This is a genomic window from Massilia haematophila, assembly GCF_042647645.1.
GTDB classification, from domain to species: Bacteria; Pseudomonadota; Gammaproteobacteria; order Burkholderiales; family Burkholderiaceae_D; genus Telluria; species Telluria haematophila.
The window spans coordinates 1516280-1532505 of record NZ_JBHRVV010000001.1 but is presented as its reverse complement, the minus strand read 5'-3'; the positions used below and the strand labels follow the sequence as shown (position 1 = coordinate 1532505).

Genomic DNA, 16226 nt, shown 5'->3' with positions numbered 1-16226 from the left:
ATCCATAAAAACCAAGGAGACAACGTGTCAAAACTGAACACTACCCGCCGCACCATCCTGCTCGGCGCCGCCGCGCTGTCCGCCGGCCTGGCCGCCGGCAGCGTCCACGCCGCCGAGCCCCTGAAGGTCGGCCTGATCGTCCCGATGTCCGGCCCCTTCGCCTCGACCGGCCGCCAGGTCGACGCCGCCGTCAAGCTGTTCATGCAGCAGAACGGCAGCACGGTCGCCGGCCGCCAGGTGCAGATCATCCTGAAGGACGACGGCGGCGTCTCGCCCGACGTCACCAAGCGCATCGCGCAGGAACTGGTCGCGCGCGACAAGGTGCAGGTGCTGGCCGGCTTCGGCCTGACCCCGCTGGCCTTTGCCGCGGCGCCGGTGGCGACCCAGGCCAAGGTGCCGATGATCGTCATGAACGCGGCCACCTCGGTGATCCCGCAGCGCTCGCCCTACATCGTGAGGAGCGGCTTCACCCTGGCCCAGGTGACGGCGCCGATGGCGCAGTGGGCGGCGAAGAACAACATCAAGTCGGTGGTGACCTTCGTCTCCGACTACGGCCCCGGCATCGACGCCGAAAAGGTGTTCGTCAAGGACTTCACCAAGGCCGGCGGCAAGATCCTCGCCACCCTGCGCGCGCCGCTGCGCAACCCCGATTACGCACCCTTCCTGGCGCGCGTAAAGGACGCCAAGCCGGATGCCGTGTTCGTCTTCGTACCGTCGGGCGAGGGCGCCGCCGTGCTCAAGCAGTTCACCGACCGCGGCCTGGCCGCCGCCGGCGTCAGGCTGATCGCCACCGGCGACGTGCTCGACGACGACCTGATGCCGAGCATCGGCAACGCCGCCCTGGGCGTGGTCAGCAGCCACCACTACTCGGCGGCCCACCCGTCGCCCGAGAACAAGGCGTTTGTCGCTGCCTTCACCAAGGCCAACAAGGGCATGCGCCCGAACTTCCACGCGGTCGGCGCCTACGACGGCATGCAGATGCTGTACGCCGCGCTGAAAAAGACCAACGGCGACAGCACCGGGCCGAAACTGGTCGAAGCGATGAAGGGCATGGCCTGGAACAGCGTGCGCGGCCCGGTCTCGATCGACCCCGCCACGCGCGACATCGTGCAGACCGTGTACATCCGCAAGGCCGAGCAGGTCGACGGCGGGATCTACAACGTCGAGTTCGACAAGGTCGAGAAGTTCAAGGACCCGGGCGTGGAGTAAAAGGCAGGGCTGCCGGAGGCGGTGTCGTCTCCGGCAGCCAGGTTGGTTCGTCGGGTTTTTCCTGCGGAAGTCCGCGGCGTGATCCGTAGGGTGGGCACTCGTGCCCACGCGGATTCAACACACCACGAACAGAACAGGCAACAGCCCCGAAAGGGATGCGGATCGGTCATCGGTGACTGCACCGTCGATCGCAAGGCGACACCGCGTGGGCACAAGTGCCCACCCTACGAAATCATGCCTTCAACGCCAGCGGCGCCCGGCTCCGCTCGTTGTTCTCCCTGACCAGCTTGGCCAGCAAGTCCATGAACTGCGCCTGCTCCGCCTCGCTTAGCGGCGCCAGCAGCCGGTCGCGCAGGCGCTGCGCCCCCGGCACCAGTTCGCCCAGCAGGCGCGTACCCGCGGGCGTGATGTTCAGCGCCCGCTGGCGCCGGTTATGCGGCAGCACCTTGCGCTCCAGCAGGCCTTTTTCCTCGAGCCGCGCACAGACTGTGGCCCCGGTCGAGGTATCGATCGCCGCCAGCCCCGCCAGCGACACCTGGTCGATTCCCGGATGCTCGGCCAGCCGGCTCAGGATCGCGTACTGCACGGGCGTCAGTTCGTCGCCCATCTCGTCGTAGAACAGGGACACCGAGATCTGCTGCGCGCGCCGCAGCAGGTGGCCCGGGTGTTCGTACAAATTGCGCATCCTGGCTTCGCTGTCGTGTGCTTGTTCTGTCGGCATAGTGCTGTTCGAAACGTGGTGCGCCGCACCATCAAAAAAGTGTGAAAACACAGTTTACTTTGTCCGGCAAACGCGTGATACTTTTTTAAACATTCAGTGTACTGAATATCCAGCTGAGTAGCCAGCTGAATATCCAGCTGAGTACTAGCACAACATTAATGGAGACAAGGATGTTCCCTAAAAACGCGTGGTACGTCGCCTGCACCCCCGACGAAATCGACGGCAAGCCGCTGGGCCGCCAGGTCTGCGGCGAGAAGATCGTGTTCTACCGCGGCCAGGGCGGCAAGGTTGCCGCGGTCGAGGATTTCTGCCCGCACCGCGGCGCGCCGCTTTCGCTGGGTTTTGTCCGCGACGGCAACCTGGTCTGCGGCTATCACGGCCTGGAAATGGGCTGCGAAGGCAAGGCCATCGCGATGCCCGGCCAGCGCGTGCGCGGCTTCCCCTGCATCCGCAGCTATGCCGTCGAGGAACGCTACGGCTTCATCTGGGTCTGGCCGGGCGACAAGGCCTTGGCCGACCCGGCGACCATCCACCACCTCGAGTGGGCCGACAATCCGGAGTGGGCCTACGGCGGCGGCCTGTACCACATCAACTGCGACTACCGCCTGATGGTCGACAACCTGATGGACCTGACCCACGAGACCTACGTCCACGCCTCGAGCATCGGCCAGAAGGAGATCGACGAGGCGCCGGTCACGACCAAGCTCGAAGGCGAGCAGGTCGTGACCAGCCGCTTCATGGAGAACATCATGCCGCCGCCGTTCTGGCAGGCGGCCCTGCGCGGCAACGGCCTGGCCGACGACGTCCCCGTCGACCGCTGGCAGATCTGCCGCTTCAATGCGCCCAGCCACGTGATGATCGAGGTCGGCGTCGCGCACGCCGGCAAGGGCGGCTACCACGCCGCCTCCGAACACAAGGCCTCGTCGATCGTGGTCGACTTCATCACGCCCGAGACCGAGACCTCGCACTGGTACTTCTGGGGCATGGCGCGCCATTTCAAGCCCGAGGACGCCGAGCTGACGAAGACCATCCGCGAAGGCCAGGGCAAGATCTTCAGCGAGGACCGCGAGATGCTGGAACTGCAGCAGCAGAACATCCTGCGCCATCCGGAGCGCAAACTGCTGATGCTGAACATCGATGCCGGCGGCGTGCAGTCGCGCCGCATCATCGACGGGTGGATCGCGCGCGAGCAGCAGAAGGTGGAGGCAGCATGAATACCGTTCAAGGCGCGATCGAAGTCAGGGTCGCGAGCCGGACCTGCGAGGCCGACGGCATCTGCAGCTATGAGCTGGTGCGCACCGACGGCCAGGCCCTGCCGCCTTTCGAAGCCGGGGCCCACGTCGACGTCCACCTGCAGGACAACCTGGTGCGCCAGTACTCGCTCTGCAATGCGCCGGGCGAGACCCACCGCTACCTGATCGGCGTGCTGCGCGACGCCGACTCGCGCGGCGGCTCGCAAGCCATGCACGACCACGTCGACACCGGCTCGGTCCTGCGGATCAGCGAGCCGAAAAACCACTTCCCGCTGGTCGACGCGCAGCGCACGGTGCTGCTGGCCGGCGGCATCGGCGTCACGCCGATCCTGGCCATGGCGGAAGCCCTGGCGGCACGAGGCGCCGCCTTCGAGATGCACTACTGCGCGCGTTCGCCGGAAAAGGCGGCGTTCAAGGAGCGCCTGGCCGGCTGCGGCTTCGCGGCGCGGGTCCAGTTCCACTACGACAGCGGCGACGCCGCGCAGAAGCTCGACCTGCCGGCGCTGCTGGCGCAGCCGGATGCCGGCACCCACGTCTACGTCTGCGGTCCGCAGGGCTTCATCGACTACGTGCTGGACAGCGCCAAGGCCCAAGGTTGGCCGGCGGCGCAGCTGCACGTCGAGTACTTCAGCGCCGCGGCGGTCGACACCTCGGGCGACGGGGCTTTCGACGTCAAGCTGGCGTCGAGCGGCAAGGTGGTCACCATCCCGGCCGGGAAAACCGTGATCAAGGTGCTGGAAGAGCAGGGGATCGTGGTTCCCTATTCCTGCGAGGAGGGCGTCTGCGGCACCTGCCTGACCCGCGTGCTCGAAGGCGTGCCCGACCACCGCGACATGTATTTGACCGAGGAGGAGCAGGCGGCGAACGACCAGTTCACGCCGTGCTGCTCGCGCTCGAAGACGCCGGTGCTGGTGCTGGACCTGTAGGACGTAGGGTGGGCACCCTGTGCCCACCCTACGGGTGAGAGCACGGCACGCGGCGCGTATCCCCGCGTGCGCACGGCGTGCCTACGCCGGCCGCGCCCACCCTACGCCGGTCGCGTCTGCGTCCCGGCGCCGCGCGTGACATGCAGCACGCGGCTGGGCTGGCGCACCTTCGCCGTATGCCAGACGCCCCGCGGCACCAGCACGGCGCCGGCGCCTTCCAGCGTGGTCGTGACGATCTCGCCGCCCTGTTCACACAGCAGTTCGACGGCCCCAGAGAGCAGGTAGACGAACTCGTCGCCCTCCGGGTGCATCTCCCAATTCGGCCAGTCGCTGGTATAGGCGTACTCGCTGATCACCCAGCCCTTGCCATAACGCGCGAATTCCTCGGGCGGCAGGCGCCAGAAGCCGGCGCCGTCGAGTTCCTGCGCGGTGCCGTCCGGGGCAAGGTGGACGTAGGTGTGCTCGGGATGAAGGGACATGTGCGCTCCTGTCGCTACGCGGGTCGTCCCGCATCCTATCATCACGATCACAGCCCGTCGATGAACCCGGCCACCGCCTGCCGGAATGCCGCCGGCTGCTCGACCGCGCTCAGGTGCGAGGCCTCGGGCAGGACCACCAGCCTGGCGTCGGGGATGCCGTCGGCCAGCGCCTGGGCCATCGCCACCGGCGTTCCCTGGTCCAGTTCGCCCGCGATCACCAGGGCCGGCGCCGCGATCTGGGCCAGGCGGGCCGTAGTGTCGACCTGGCCGACGGCGTTGCAGCAGCCGACGTAGCCAATCGGGTCGGTGCTGGTCAGGCGGCGGCGGTAGCGCGCCACGGTCCCGGCTTTCCCGGCGCGGAAGGCGTCGTGGAAGTAGCGGCCCATGACGGCGTCGGCGATGGCCTCGATGCCCTGTTCGCGCACGGTGGCGATGCGTTGCTCCCAGACGGCGCGCGCCGCTTCCGGGTAGCCGCTGGTGGTATTCGCCAGCACCAGGGCCCGCACCAGCGACGGATGGCGCAGCGCCAGTTCCTGGCCCACCATGCCGCCCATCGACAGGCTGACCCAGACCACCGGCCCGGTATCGAGTTCGCGCAGCAGGCGCGCCGCGTCGTCGGCCAGGTCAGCCATCGCATAGGGCGCGTCCGGTGCATCCGAGCTGCCGTGACCGCGGTGGTCGTAGGCGATCACGCGGTGTTCCAGGGCCAGCGCGTTCGCCAGGTCATCCCACATGGTCAGGTCGCAGCCGAGGGCGTGGCTGAGCACCACGGTATGGCGCGGCGCCTTGCCGCTCCTCGGTTCGCGCACGCTGTAGTGCAGGATCGGCGCCGAGGCGGTGCGGCCCGCGCGGCCGTTGCCGGCGTGGACGGCGGCGGCCGGCGCAGCCGGTTCCAGTTCGTAGCCGATCTGCGGGCCCACCTCGCGCAGGATCGCCTGGGCATGCGCGAATGCCGTGTTCGCGGCCGGCACGCCGGCGTAGATCGCCGACTGCATCAGGATTTCCTTGATCTCGTCGGGCGTGAGGCGGCTGCCCTCGTCGCCCAGCAGGGCGGCGCGCACGTGCAGCTCGAATTCTTCCCAGCGCCCGAGGGCGATGGTGATCGAGAGGACGATGGCGCGGCGGGTCTTGTGGTCCAGGCCAGGCCGGCCCCAGATCTCGTTCCAGGCGTAGCGCGTGATGAAGTTCTGGAAGTCGGCGTTGAAGCCGGTGGCCTTGTCGAGGGAACGGTCGACCCAGGCGTTGCCGAGGACATTGCGACGGTTCTGCAGGCCGCGTTCGAAATCATGGTCTAGGGGGTCGAAACTCATGCTGTGATCTGCTCGTGAAATGGGTGGGTGGCCTCGAAAGCGGCCATGTCGGCGCGCAGGGACTGCAGCTGGCGTTCGGCCAGGCGGCGGGCCGGCTCGGCGGCGGCGACCGGGTCGAACACCCGCGCCAGGCCGTCGAGGTCGACCTGGGCGGACAGTGCGGGATCGGCCCGCACGGCGGCGCGCAGCAGGTCTTCCAATCCGCGCTCGCCATTGGCCTGCCGCGACAGGTCTTCCAGCAGCGCGTGCGCTGCCGGACGGCCGATGGCGCCGGCCAGGTAGCTCGAGGCGGCTTCGGCGAACACCAGGCCATGCAGGGATTCGATGTTGCTCCGCATGCGCCCCCCGTCGACCTGCAGGCCGGCAAAGGCCTCGTCCAGGGCGTGCAGGGCGCCGTGGGCAGAGAGGAACAGGTTCGGCCATTCGGCCAGCTCGGCCTGCCAGTTGCCGAGACCGCGCTCGTGTTCCTGGTTCATGCAGGCCAGCAGGGCGGCGGCGTGCTGGGGCGTGCGACGGGCGGCAGCCAGCGCGATCATCGACGACACCGGGTTGCGCTTGTGCGGCATGGCCGAAGAGCCGCCCCGGCCACCGCCGGAAGGCTCGGCCAGTTCGGCGACTTCGCCCTGGGCCATCAGGCTCAGGTCGGTCGCCAGCTTGCCCAGGCTGCCGGCCAGGACCGCGACCTCCATGCCGAGGCGGACCCACTCGTCGCGCTGGGTGTGCCAGGCGCTGTCGGCCAGCTTCAGGCCAAGGTCTTGCGCCATGCGTTCGGCGACCAGGGTCCCGCGCTCGCCCATGGCCGACAGGGTGCCGACCGCGCCGCCCAGTTGCAGTTGCAAGGCGCGTGCGGCCGCCTCGCGGATGCGGGCGCGGGCGCGCACCAGCGGCGCCAGCCAGCCGGCGGCCTTGAAGCCGAAGCTCGTCACCTGGGCCGGCTGCATCAGCGTGCGCGCCAGCACCGGGGTGGACAGGTGGCCCTCGGCCAGCCGCAGCAGCCGGCCGCACAGCGCGTGCAGCCCGTCGTCGAGCAGGCGCAGGGCGTCGCGCGTGACCAGCACCAGCGCGCTGTCGATCACGTCCTGGCTGGTGCTGCCCCGGTGCACGTGGCGCGCCGCCGCTTCGTCGTAGAGGGCGACCGTGCGCGTGAGCTCCTTGACCAGGGGGATCGCCAGGCTGCCGGCGCGGCGGCCGGCCAGGATCAGGGCCGGGATGTCGTACAGCTCGGCCTTGCACACGCCGGCGATCGCGCTCGCCGCTTCTTGCGGGACCAGCCCCTCGGCGGCCTGGGCCCGCGCCAGGCTTGCTTCGAAGCGGAACATGGCCTGGACGACCGCCGCGTCGTCGAAAGCGGCGATCATGTCGGAGGTGGTCAGGAAACTGTCGAAAATCGAAACGCTCACTGCGGCTCCTGTGGGGCTTGAATAATACGTGGGGCGTGTAACAAAACCCCTAGGGCAAGGCGCACCGGCGAAGACAGTACGCTAGTACGGCGAGACGGTGCAACGCAGCCATAGGGGGAATTGTTATGCGCACTTAGGCGTAGTCGAAGAAGACGGTCTCTTTCTCGGTCTGCATCCAGATGTCCCAATGATACTGTCCGTCGCCGTTCTTGCGCGCCAGCAGGGTCGCGCGGCGTGCTTCCGGCACCTGGTTCAGGATCGCCGACTGTGCCAGGCCGCTGTCGTCCTCGAGGAAGACGGCGGTGAACTGGTGCTTGACCAGGCCGCGCGCAAACACGGTCACGTAGGCGACCGGCTCGCCGCGGGTGGCCGGCTGGGGCAGCGGCAGGCGGAAACTGAATTCGCCGTCGGCGCCGCTGGGCGCGCGGCGAAAGCCCGGCACCAGGTGGTCGGGTTCGAGCGCGGCGCATTCCGGCGTCCAGGCTTCGATCTGGGCGTCGTTGATCGGATTGCCATCGCCGTCATGGATGACGCCGCTGACCAGGACGCTCGGGCCGTCGATCTTCAGGTTGCCGGGCAGCGAGGCGTCGGACGCCCATTTCCAGGCTTCGTGCGAGAACGGGCCGATGGTTTGCGAGGTGGTGATGTTCGTCATGCTGTTCTCCTTACAGGCCCATCGGCGTGGCGTTGCGTCCGCGCAGGACGATATCGAATTCGTAGCCCAGCATTTCGCTGCCGACCGTGTGCTCCAGGCTGAAGCGCGAGATCAGGCGCTGGCGCGCCGCCTCGTCGGGCACGCTCTGGAAGATCGGGTCGTAGTCGAACAGCGGGTCGTTCGGGAAGTACATCTGGGTCACCAGGCGCTGGGCATGGACGTTGCCGAACAGCGAGAAGTGGATGTGGGCCGGACGCCAGGCCTTGTCGTGGTTGCCCCAGGGGTAGGGGCCGGGCTTGATGGTGACGAAGCGGTAGCGGCCCTCGTCGTCGGTCAGCATCTTGCCCAGGCCGTAGAAGTTCGGGTCGAGCGGCGCGGCGTGCTGGTCCTTGCTGTGCCAGTAGCGGCCGGCCGAGTTGGCCTGCCAGACCTCGACCAGCGAATTGCGCACCGGCTTGCCGTCCTCGTCGACGACGCGCCCGGTGACGACGATCTTCTCGCCCAGCGGCTCGCTGGCGCCGACCGCGGTCAGGTCGGCGTCGTGCGGCAGCAGGATGCGCGGCTCGGTGACGACGTTCCGCGTCACCGGCACCGGCGCCTCGATGCGCAGGTTCGGCTGCAGCGGGCCGCGTTTGACGGTGGATTTGTAGGCGGGGTAGATCAGTTCCGGCCAGGTGCCCGGCTCGATGCTCTCGAATTTCACGGCGTGTCTCCTTCGGTTGGACTTGTCGGTGCCGGAAAATGGTAGGCAATGTGCCACGCACTCACAAGCGGCCGAGGTCGCGCGGCGTCCGCAATGCGCACGCTTTGTGCGATACTCGCACAACTCCTTGAATATTTGCTGATGAGCGTGGAAACCGACTTGCCTTTAGAGCGCGACCTCGTCGCCGGACTCGAAAAAGGTCTGAAGGTGATCGAAGCCTTCGACCAGGAGCGCTCGCGCCTGACGATCGCCGAGGTGGCCGAAGCAACCGGCCTGACCCGCGCCGCCGCGCGCCGCTACCTGATCACGCTGACCCACCTCGGCTACATGCGCCACGAGAACAAGCTGTTCTCGCTGACGCCGGCCGTCCTGCGCCTCGGCCAGTCCTACCTGCATTCGGCGCGCCTGCCGCGCATCGCCCAGCCGCTCTTGTACCGGCTGGCCTATTCGCTGGGCGAGGCGGCCTCGGTCGGCGTGCTCGACGACGACCAGCTGGTCTGCGTGGCCGCGGTCAGCGCCGGCCAGCTGGTCTCGGCGACGCTGCAGCCGGGCACCCGGGTGCCGGCCTATTGCACGGCCAACGGGCGCATGCTGCTGGCCAGCCTGCCGCAGGAAAGCATCGCCCGCTTCCTCGAGCGCGCCGCGCCGGAGCAGATCACCCTCCATACCATCGTCAACAAGGAACGCCTGGCGCTGGAGATCGCGCGGGCGCGGACGCAAGGCTATGCCCTGGTCGACCAGGAACTGGAGCTGGGCCTGCGCACGGTGGCCGTTCCTTTGCGCAACTTTCGCGGCGAGGTGGTGGCGGCGATGAACGTCAGCGTGCATGCGGCCCGGCTGCCGGTGGAGCAGATGGTGGAGCGCTGCCTGCCGGCAATGATCAAGATCCAGGTGGAGCTGGGCGCCTTGCTGTGAGAGGCGCCGGGGGCAGGCTTTCAAGCCCCGGCTCACATCTGCTTACAAACCGCGCCAGCCGGATCTTGGAAAAGCGCTAAGCTCTACCCTTGGAACGCGAAGTGGGTAGCACATCATGAAGACGCAATTGCTTGAAGACATAGGTCAGAACGCCAATTTTTCCTTTACGCCGCCCAAGGCAGGCGGCACGCCGAAGGCGGAACAAGATGCGGCCCAGGTCGCACCTGCGGTGGATGCCCCGGCCGCCAGGTCGCGCGCCGCGCGCGGCGTATGGCGCCAGAACCCGGCAGGGCAGGCGCCCGGCGACGCAGCACCACAGACGATACAGCAACCGGCGGCACTGGCGGAAGCACCGGCGCTGCCCGAAGAATCGACCGCCCAGGAGCTGGACAGGCTGGTGGAGGAACTGGCCGCCCTCGAAGCGCAGCTCGTGCCGCTAGGCGAACGCCAGGAACCGGCGCTGGCGCCGGCCGATGCCGCCCCCGCGCCGAGCCTTCACCCGGTGGCGGCGCCGTCCCAGTCCGCCATCCCCGCCTCGGAGGCCGAGCCGGACCCGATTCCCGTTCCGATGCGCGGCGCCGGCGCGCCGCGTGAGCCCAGCTTCGACTTCACGCCGCCCGCGCCGGCGCGGCAAGCGGCCGAACCGTTCATCGCCGACCCCGTGATCGCCGACCCCACGGTTGCCGACCCCGTCGCCGCCGGGCCGGCCGTGGCCGAAGCGCCTGGGGCCGACCCGTTCACGCCCGCCGCGCGCGGTTTCTCGCGTTCCGGGCCGCGTTACCTGGCCTGGGCCGCCTGCCTGCTCGCGGCTGTGCTGCTGGTCCTGGGTGGGCGTTGGTGGTACCAGGAGCGCCGCGATGCCGGCGCGCTCGCGCTCATCGCCGGTGCGGCAAAGGAGGATCCGCGCCCGATCCAGGGCCTGGCCGCAGCGGCGCCCGCCGTGCCGCAGGGCGCCCAGGAAGCCGGCGTCGACGCTGCCGCGCCGGCACCCGCGGCCGCGCGCCGTCCATCGGCGGCCGTGCCGCCCCTCGTGATGCTGGAAGAGCAGCCGGGCGTTCCCGTCAAACGCGAACAGCCGGCCCAGGCGGCGGTCGGCGGCCAAGCGCCGGCACCGGCGCCGGCACCTGTCGCTGCCGGGAAGCCGGCCGCCGCCGTGCAAGAAGCACCGGTAACGCCGGCGCCGAAGCCGAAGGCCCAGACGCCGCCAACGCCGAAAACGCAGGCGGCGCCGAAGCCGAAGGCGCAGACGCCAGCGAAGCCGAATGCCGAGACGCCAGCGAAGCCGAAGGCGCAGACGGCACCGAAAGCGAAGGCGCAGACTGCACCGAAGGCGCCTGGCGCGGCAGCCGCGCCGGCGAAGCAAACGCGCCAGCGCGAGCCGGTGCGCCAGGTCGCACGCGCACCGGCCGCGGCGAACGAAGCGCCCCTGGACGCGGAAGACTCGCTGTCGGAAACCCTGAAGGCATGCCGGGCGCACGGCTATCACGCGACCCAGTGCATCAAGCAGGGCTGCAGCATGACCAAATACGGCTTCGTCTGCCGTGGACGCTAGGCTGGCCGCCGGCTAGCGGCCTGCGCAATATCCTGCGTCCCGGCCCGTTCCCCTCAGGCGGCGCCCGGGTCGCGCTCGTCCGCGCGCAGCGTCAGCACGCGCACGCCGCCCTGCGTCACCGCCACCGTGTGCTCGAACTGGGCGGACAGGCCGCCGTCGCGCGTGACGACCGTCCAGCCATCGTCTTCGTCGCGCACTTCGGGCCGGCCCTGGTTCAGCATCGGCTCGATGGTGAACACCATCCCTTCGCGTAGCGGCAGTCCGGTGCGCGGCCGGCCCCAGTGCAGCACCTGGGGCGGCTCGTGCATCTCGCGGCCGATGCCGTGGCCGCAGTATTCGCGCACCACCGAATAGCCGTGCTCGCGGGCGTGGCGCGCGATCGCATGGCCGACGTCGCCCAGCGTGGCGCCGGGACGCACCGCCCGGATGCCGGCCCACATCGCCTCGTAGGTCACCCGCACCAGGCGCCGCGCCGCCGCCGACACCTCGCCCACCAGGTAGGTCTTGCTGGAGTCGGCGATGTAGCCGTTCTTCTCCAGGGTGATGTCGAGGTTGACGATGTCGCCGTCCCGCAGGAATTCGGTGGTGGAGGGCACGCCGTGGCAGACCACGTTGTTGCGCGAGGAATTGAGCACGTAGGCGAAGCCGTACTGGCCCTTGCTCGCCGGGCGTGCATGCAGTTCGTCGACGATGTAGCGCTCGACCAGGTCGTTCACCTGCATGGTCGACATGCCGGCCAGGTCCAGGCCGTCGAGATGGCCGAACACGCTGGCCAGCAGCCGGCCCGACTCCGCCATCAGCGCGATTTCCTCGGGCTGCTTGATCATGCGGCCGCCCGCGCCAGTACCGGCGCCTCGACCCCGGCGGCACGCAGTTCGCGCACCACGATCTCGTTAAAGCTCAGTGTCGGGTGCAGTTCGCACAGCATGCCGATCCTGATCCAGAACGCGGCCTGGGCGTTGATGGAGCGGTTGCTCACCGTGCTGGCCTTGCGCACTTGGTCGTGCAGTTCGTCGTCGATGTTCACGATGCCCATGACTGTCTCCTATATATGATCCATATATGGAGTATATATTCCGAGCGTACGGCAATGCAATGCGTTTTGTCAGCCCGGACGGCTGCTTAGCCCGGGCGACCCATGCGGCTCGCGCCGATCCCGATCCATGCCACGACGCCCAGGACCGACAGCGGTGTCAGGAAGACGAGCGGCACCGACAAGGTCGGATGCAGGTGGGCGGCGATGGCGCAGCCGACGTTGACCGCGGCCGGGACCAGCATGCGCGGTGCGGCATGGCGGTTCAGGCGCCGAACCGCCGCGGCGTCGCCGTAGTCGACGAAGTTCAGCAGGCGCCGCTCCGGAGCGAAGAACAGCAGGGCGGCGATGCCGGTAAAGAGCAGGGCGAAGACCGCGAAGATGTTGGGCATGTCGTGCACCCTTTACGGTTGGTGGTCGGTGCGGGCGCCCGTCTCGGCCGCCGCCTGGGTCTGCTGACGGAATTCCTTCGGCGTCACCCCGACCAGCTTCTTGAACAGGCGGCTGAAATAGGCCGGGTCCTGGAACCCCAGTTCATAGGCGATGCTGGCGATCGCCGCCGGCACGTAGGTCAGCTTGCGGCAGGCTTCCAGCATCAGGCGGTCCTGGGTGATCTCGAAGGCGGACTTGCCCGACAGCTTCAGGCACAGCCGGTTCAGCCGGGTCGGCGCCACGCGCAGCAGCGCGCAATACTGCCCGACCTGCCACTGCTCCTTGTAGTGGCGCTCGACCTCGACCCGGAAGCGGCTGAACAGCGCGAAGTCGCCGCGCCCCGAGGTGTCGGCGAGGCGCCGTTCGGCGTGCGCACGCACCAGCATCAGGAGCGTGCTGCGCGCCAGCCACTCGAGCATCAGGGTGTGGCCCTGGCGCGGCCAGGCGGCTTCCTGGATCAGGTTCCGCAGCAGGGCCTCGATGCGCTCGCGCATCTCCGGCACCGGGCCCAGGCCGATGGCCAGCGGCTGCACGAACAGCGGCGAGAACAGGTCGCCCTCGTGGCCGGCGGCGGCGAACAGCATGTTCTGGTCGATGGTCAGGACGTAGCCGTGCGCCTCCTCCGAGAAATCGAAGCCGTGCGGCAGCCCGGGATGGATGGTCAGCGCCACCGGCGCCGCGCATTCCCAGAGGGCACCGTCGATGTTGGCGCGAACCTGTCCGCCGAGTAAAAAAAGTACCTGAAACAGGCCGGCATGGGTGTGGGTGTCGATATGCCAGTCGTATTTGCGGCTGCGCGTTTCGATCAGCTCGACGTGGACACCTTCGGCATCCGTGCCCCGCGTCAGCTCGCCGTACAGGGCGAACTGGGGGATGCGGGCGGGGAGGGCAGCGTGCTGCGTCGGCATGGCGACTCACGATATGGACGAGAAGAAGTGCAAAAATAGTACAAGTTTTTTCCGGTTTGATCCATTCATATCGCATCGCGCGCCGACTACGATGAGGGCATATCGAACAAAACACGGAGACATACCATGCGCACCCAGGTCGCCATCGTCGGCGCCGGCCCGGCCGGCCTTCTGCTTTCCCACCTGCTGCACCTGAACGGGATCGAATCGATCGTGCTCGAAACGCGCAGCCGTCTTGACATCGAGGCGACGATCCGCGCCGGCGTGCTGGAACAGGGCAGCATGGACATCCTCAACGATGCAGGCGTCGGCGAACGCATGCGCAAGGAAGGCGCGCTGCACCACGGCGTCGAGTTCGCCTTCGGCGGGCGCCGCCACCGCATCGATCTGCTTGAGCTGACCGGCAAGGCGATCACGGTCTATCCGCAGCACGAAGTGATCATCGACCTGGTCGCGGCGCGCCTGGCGGCCGGCGGGCAGATCCTGTTCGAAACGGGCGAGGTCGCGCTGCACAATATCGATGCACAGCGGGACACCGAGCGTCCCGCCGTCTCCTTCGTGCACCAGGGCGAGGCGCGGCGCATCGAGGCCGACTTCGTGATCGGCTGCGACGGCTTCCACGGCGTCTCGCGCCCGGCGATTCCTGCAAACCTGCGCCAGGACTTCCAGCGCACCTATCCCTTCGGCTGGTTCGGCATCCTGGTCGAGTCGGCGCCATCCTCCGATGAGCTGATCTACGCCCAGCACGAGCGCGGCTTCGCCCTGGTGTCGACCCGCTCGCCGACCGTGCAGCGGCTTTACTTCCAGTGCGATCCCAAGGACCACGTCGACAACTGGTCGGACGACCGCATCTGGGCCGAGCTGCACGCCCGGCTCGAGCACGACGACGGCTGGAAGCTCAACGAAGGACGCATCTTCCAGAAGGGGATCATCGGCATGCGCAGTTTCGTGTGCGCGCCGATGCGCCACAAGCGCCTGTTCCTGGCCGGCGACGCCGCCCACATCGTGCCGCCGACCGGGGCCAAGGGCATGAACCTGGCGATCTCGGACGTCAAGTTGCTGTCGCAGGCGCTGGAGCGCTTCTACAAGCAGGGCAGCGAGGACGGGCTGGAGCGCTATTCGGACGAGGCCCTGAAGCGCATCTGGCGCGCCGAATACTTCTCGTGGTGGATGACGCGCATGCTGCATACCTTCGCAGATGCCTCGCCGTTCGAGCGGCAGGTGCAGCGGGCGGAGCTGGAGAACGTGGTGGCGTCGCGGGCGATGAGCACGGCGCTGGCGGAGAATTATGTGGGGGCGTTCTAGGCGTTTGGCCGGGCGACGTTGGTGCAGGCGCAGGGCTTTGTTAAGGCCAACATGACGCAGGCTTCACGCGTGGGCACGGGGCGCCCACCCTACGTCGCAAGCACGAGCGTTTCTGTATGGCCGGGTCAGCGCTCTTCGACGGTTGCCGTCAGCAGCGCGACCGCGTCGTGCGCCCCCATCTTCGCCGCGGCCTCCCTGGCCGAGATCCCGGCCGCGTCCACGGCCAGCGGATCGGCGCCGCGCGCCAGCAGCAGGCGGGCGATGTCGACGCGGTTGAACATGGCGGCGATCATCAGGGCCGTCTTGCCGTTCGGGCCGGCGGCGTCGACCTGGGCGCCGTTGTCGAGCAACAGGGTCGCGACCGCCAGGTCGCCCTTGAAGGCGGCGCCGGCGAGCGGGGTCTGGCCGGCGTCGTTCAGCAGTTCCGGATCGGCGCCGTGCTCGAGCAGCACCCGGGCCGCGTCCTGGTGGCCGTGGTAGCAGGCCAGCATCAGCAGGCTGTCGCCGCGTTCGTTGCGCAGGTTCGGCGGCAGGCCCTGGCCGAGCAGGGTCGCCAGTTCGCCGGCCTCGCCGGTGCGCGCGTGCTGGAACACCCGGCGCACGAAGGCCAGGGTGTCTTCGTCGAGCTCCCCGGGGTTGGCGGGGCGGGGCGGTTCCTGCGCTTGCATCGGTTTCTCCTGTTCGGTGGTCACGGCCTCATTACATCACAGCAGCAGAATCGCTGTCGCCGCCTGCTGGGGCGTAGCGGCCTTCAGCGTGCCGGCGTGGCCTGGCGCGCCGGCGCCCCTGCCTGCCCGCGCAGCAGCGGATACGGATTGATGGCGCCGCCGGCCTCGTAGATGCCATAGTGCAGGTGAGGCGGCGTGCCGGCCGCGTTGCCGGTGGTGCCGACGTAGCCGAGGATGGTCCCCGGACGCACGCGCTGGCCGCTCTCGATGTCGGCGTAGCGGTCCAGGTGGGCATAGTAGTGGCGCTGGCCGCCCGGGCCGAGCACCCAGACCACCTGTCCGCCGAGCCGGTTGGTGCCGACGCGGAGCACCACGCCTTCGGTGCTCGAGATCACGGCCGTGCCGCGCTTCGCGAAGATGTCGATGCCTTCGTGCCTGCGGCCGCCGCTGCGGGCGCCGCCCCAGGTGTCGCGCAGGGCGCGTTCCTGCACCCCGCGCACCGGCACCGGCAGGCTGATCGGCGCGGGCAGGGAAGCCAGGCGCATCGCGTACAGCATGTTCTTCGCGTAAGGGCCGACCAGGGCATAGGCGCCGACGAACAGGGCGATCAGGACCAGGCTGCGCAGCAGTATTCGCATCGTTGAGCTTTGTCGGTGCGCCCGTGCCGGTGCGCAGGGCGCGTGAATGAGCGGGCGCCGGCACATGCCCGGCGCCCGCGCCTGGAAGTGGCAAGCGGCGGCGCTGCGCCGCCGGCGGG

At 68.7% G+C, this 16226-nt stretch carries 18 protein-coding genes; 6 read left to right on the top strand and 12 right to left on the bottom strand.

The features are described 5' to 3' along the window. Positions 1-33 precede the first annotated feature (33 nt). Positions 34-1209, top strand: a complete 1176-nt coding sequence (locus ACFOPH_RS06890; RefSeq protein ID WP_379737874.1) for an ABC transporter substrate-binding protein — start codon at positions 34-36, stop codon at positions 1207-1209. 232 nt (positions 1210-1441) lie between these two features. Here ACFOPH_RS06890 and ACFOPH_RS06885 read toward each other — a convergent pair whose 3' ends face one another. Beyond that, positions 1442-1894, bottom strand: a complete 453-nt coding sequence (locus ACFOPH_RS06885) for a MarR family winged helix-turn-helix transcriptional regulator (RefSeq protein WP_312549561.1) — start codon at positions 1892-1894, stop codon at positions 1442-1444. A gap of 206 nt (positions 1895-2100) precedes the next feature. On the opposite strand from ACFOPH_RS06885, the gene ACFOPH_RS06880 reads away from it, so the two are divergent. Both ACFOPH_RS06880 and ACFOPH_RS06875 read left to right on the top strand, forming a co-directional pair. Next, positions 2101-3144, top strand: coding sequence for an aromatic ring-hydroxylating dioxygenase subunit alpha (locus ACFOPH_RS06880; protein WP_312549559.1), 1044 nt, complete (start codon positions 2101-2103; stop codon positions 3142-3144). Continuing rightward, positions 3141-4109: a PDR/VanB family oxidoreductase gene (locus ACFOPH_RS06875; RefSeq protein WP_379734354.1), complete on the top strand. Its 969-nt coding sequence runs from the start codon at positions 3141-3143 to the stop codon at positions 4107-4109. Before ACFOPH_RS06880 ends, ACFOPH_RS06875 begins: the two co-directional genes overlap by 4 nt. Before the next feature lie 101 nt (positions 4110-4210). On the opposite strand, the gene ACFOPH_RS06870 is transcribed toward ACFOPH_RS06875, so the two are convergent. The 5 genes from ACFOPH_RS06870 to pcaH form a co-directional block, all read right to left on the bottom strand. Further along, a complete protein-coding gene (locus ACFOPH_RS06870; RefSeq protein ID WP_312553167.1) occupies positions 4211-4588 on the bottom strand; it encodes a cupin domain-containing protein in 378 nt (125 codons plus the stop codon). 47 nt (positions 4589-4635) lie between these two features. Further along, positions 4636-5898 carry a bifunctional 4-carboxymuconolactone decarboxylase/3-oxoadipate enol-lactonase PcaCD gene (pcaCD, locus tag ACFOPH_RS06865; RefSeq protein ID WP_379734352.1) on the bottom strand — a complete coding sequence of 421 codons (1263 nt, stop codon included), beginning with the start codon at positions 5896-5898 and terminating at the stop codon, positions 4636-4638. Further along, entirely contained in the window at positions 5895-7298 is a 1404-nt protein-coding gene (gene pcaB / locus ACFOPH_RS06860) for a 3-carboxy-cis,cis-muconate cycloisomerase (protein ID WP_312553163.1), read from the bottom strand. The genes pcaCD and pcaB overlap by 4 nt, the downstream gene beginning before the upstream one ends. A gap of 133 nt (positions 7299-7431) precedes the next feature. Further along, positions 7432-7953, bottom strand: coding sequence for a protocatechuate 3,4-dioxygenase (locus ACFOPH_RS06855; RefSeq protein ID WP_379734350.1), 522 nt, complete (start codon positions 7951-7953; stop codon positions 7432-7434). A gap of 10 nt (positions 7954-7963) precedes the next feature. Next, on the bottom strand, positions 7964-8656 hold the full coding sequence (gene pcaH / locus ACFOPH_RS06850; RefSeq protein ID WP_312553159.1) for a protocatechuate 3,4-dioxygenase subunit beta: 693 nt from the start codon (positions 8654-8656) through the stop codon (positions 7964-7966). 141 nt (positions 8657-8797) lie between these two features. Between pcaH and ACFOPH_RS06845 the strand changes: the two genes are divergently transcribed. Both ACFOPH_RS06845 and ACFOPH_RS06840 read left to right on the top strand, forming a co-directional pair. Further along, on the top strand, positions 8798-9571 hold the full coding sequence (locus ACFOPH_RS06845; RefSeq protein WP_312553157.1) for an IclR family transcriptional regulator domain-containing protein: 774 nt from the start codon (positions 8798-8800) through the stop codon (positions 9569-9571). 115 nt (positions 9572-9686) lie between these two features. Continuing rightward, positions 9687-11123 (top strand): hypothetical protein, encoded by a 1437-nt coding sequence (locus ACFOPH_RS06840; RefSeq protein ID WP_379734347.1) that lies wholly within the window; start codon positions 9687-9689, stop codon positions 11121-11123. 53 nt (positions 11124-11176) lie between these two features. Here the strand turns inward: ACFOPH_RS06840 and map are convergent, their stop codons facing one another. The 4 genes from map to ACFOPH_RS06820 form a co-directional block, all read right to left on the bottom strand. Next, on the bottom strand, positions 11177-11950 hold the full coding sequence (gene map, locus ACFOPH_RS06835; protein WP_312550396.1) for a type I methionyl aminopeptidase: 774 nt from the start codon (positions 11948-11950) through the stop codon (positions 11177-11179). Continuing rightward, the gene (locus ACFOPH_RS06830; protein WP_312550395.1) at positions 11947-12159 is read right to left on the bottom strand and encodes a ParD-like family protein; all 213 of its coding nucleotides are present in this window, start codon (positions 12157-12159) and stop codon (positions 11947-11949) included. The genes map and ACFOPH_RS06830 overlap by 4 nt, the downstream gene beginning before the upstream one ends. 86 nt (positions 12160-12245) lie before the next feature. Then, on the bottom strand, positions 12246-12548 hold the full coding sequence (locus ACFOPH_RS06825) for a hypothetical protein (RefSeq protein ID WP_312550394.1): 303 nt from the start codon (positions 12546-12548) through the stop codon (positions 12246-12248). Between the two features lie 12 nt (positions 12549-12560). After that, complete coding sequence (locus tag ACFOPH_RS06820) at positions 12561-13496, bottom strand: helix-turn-helix domain-containing protein (RefSeq protein ID WP_312550393.1); 936 nt, start codon at positions 13494-13496, stop codon at positions 12561-12563. 126 nt (positions 13497-13622) lie between these two features. Between ACFOPH_RS06820 and ACFOPH_RS06815 the strand changes: the two genes are divergently transcribed. Continuing rightward, the gene (locus ACFOPH_RS06815) at positions 13623-14801 is read left to right on the top strand and encodes a 4-hydroxybenzoate 3-monooxygenase (protein ID WP_312550392.1); all 1179 of its coding nucleotides are present in this window, start codon (positions 13623-13625) and stop codon (positions 14799-14801) included. A 125-nt stretch (positions 14802-14926) separates the two neighbouring features. On the opposite strand, the gene ACFOPH_RS06810 is transcribed toward ACFOPH_RS06815, so the two are convergent. Together ACFOPH_RS06810 and ACFOPH_RS06805 are read right to left on the bottom strand one after the other, a co-directional pair. Beyond that, on the bottom strand, positions 14927-15469 hold the full coding sequence (locus ACFOPH_RS06810; RefSeq protein WP_312550391.1) for an ankyrin repeat domain-containing protein: 543 nt from the start codon (positions 15467-15469) through the stop codon (positions 14927-14929). Between the two features lie 83 nt (positions 15470-15552). Beyond that, positions 15553-16107 (bottom strand): M23 family metallopeptidase, encoded by a 555-nt coding sequence (locus tag ACFOPH_RS06805; protein WP_379734343.1) that lies wholly within the window; start codon positions 16105-16107, stop codon positions 15553-15555. Between the last annotated feature and the right edge of the window lie 119 nt (positions 16108-16226).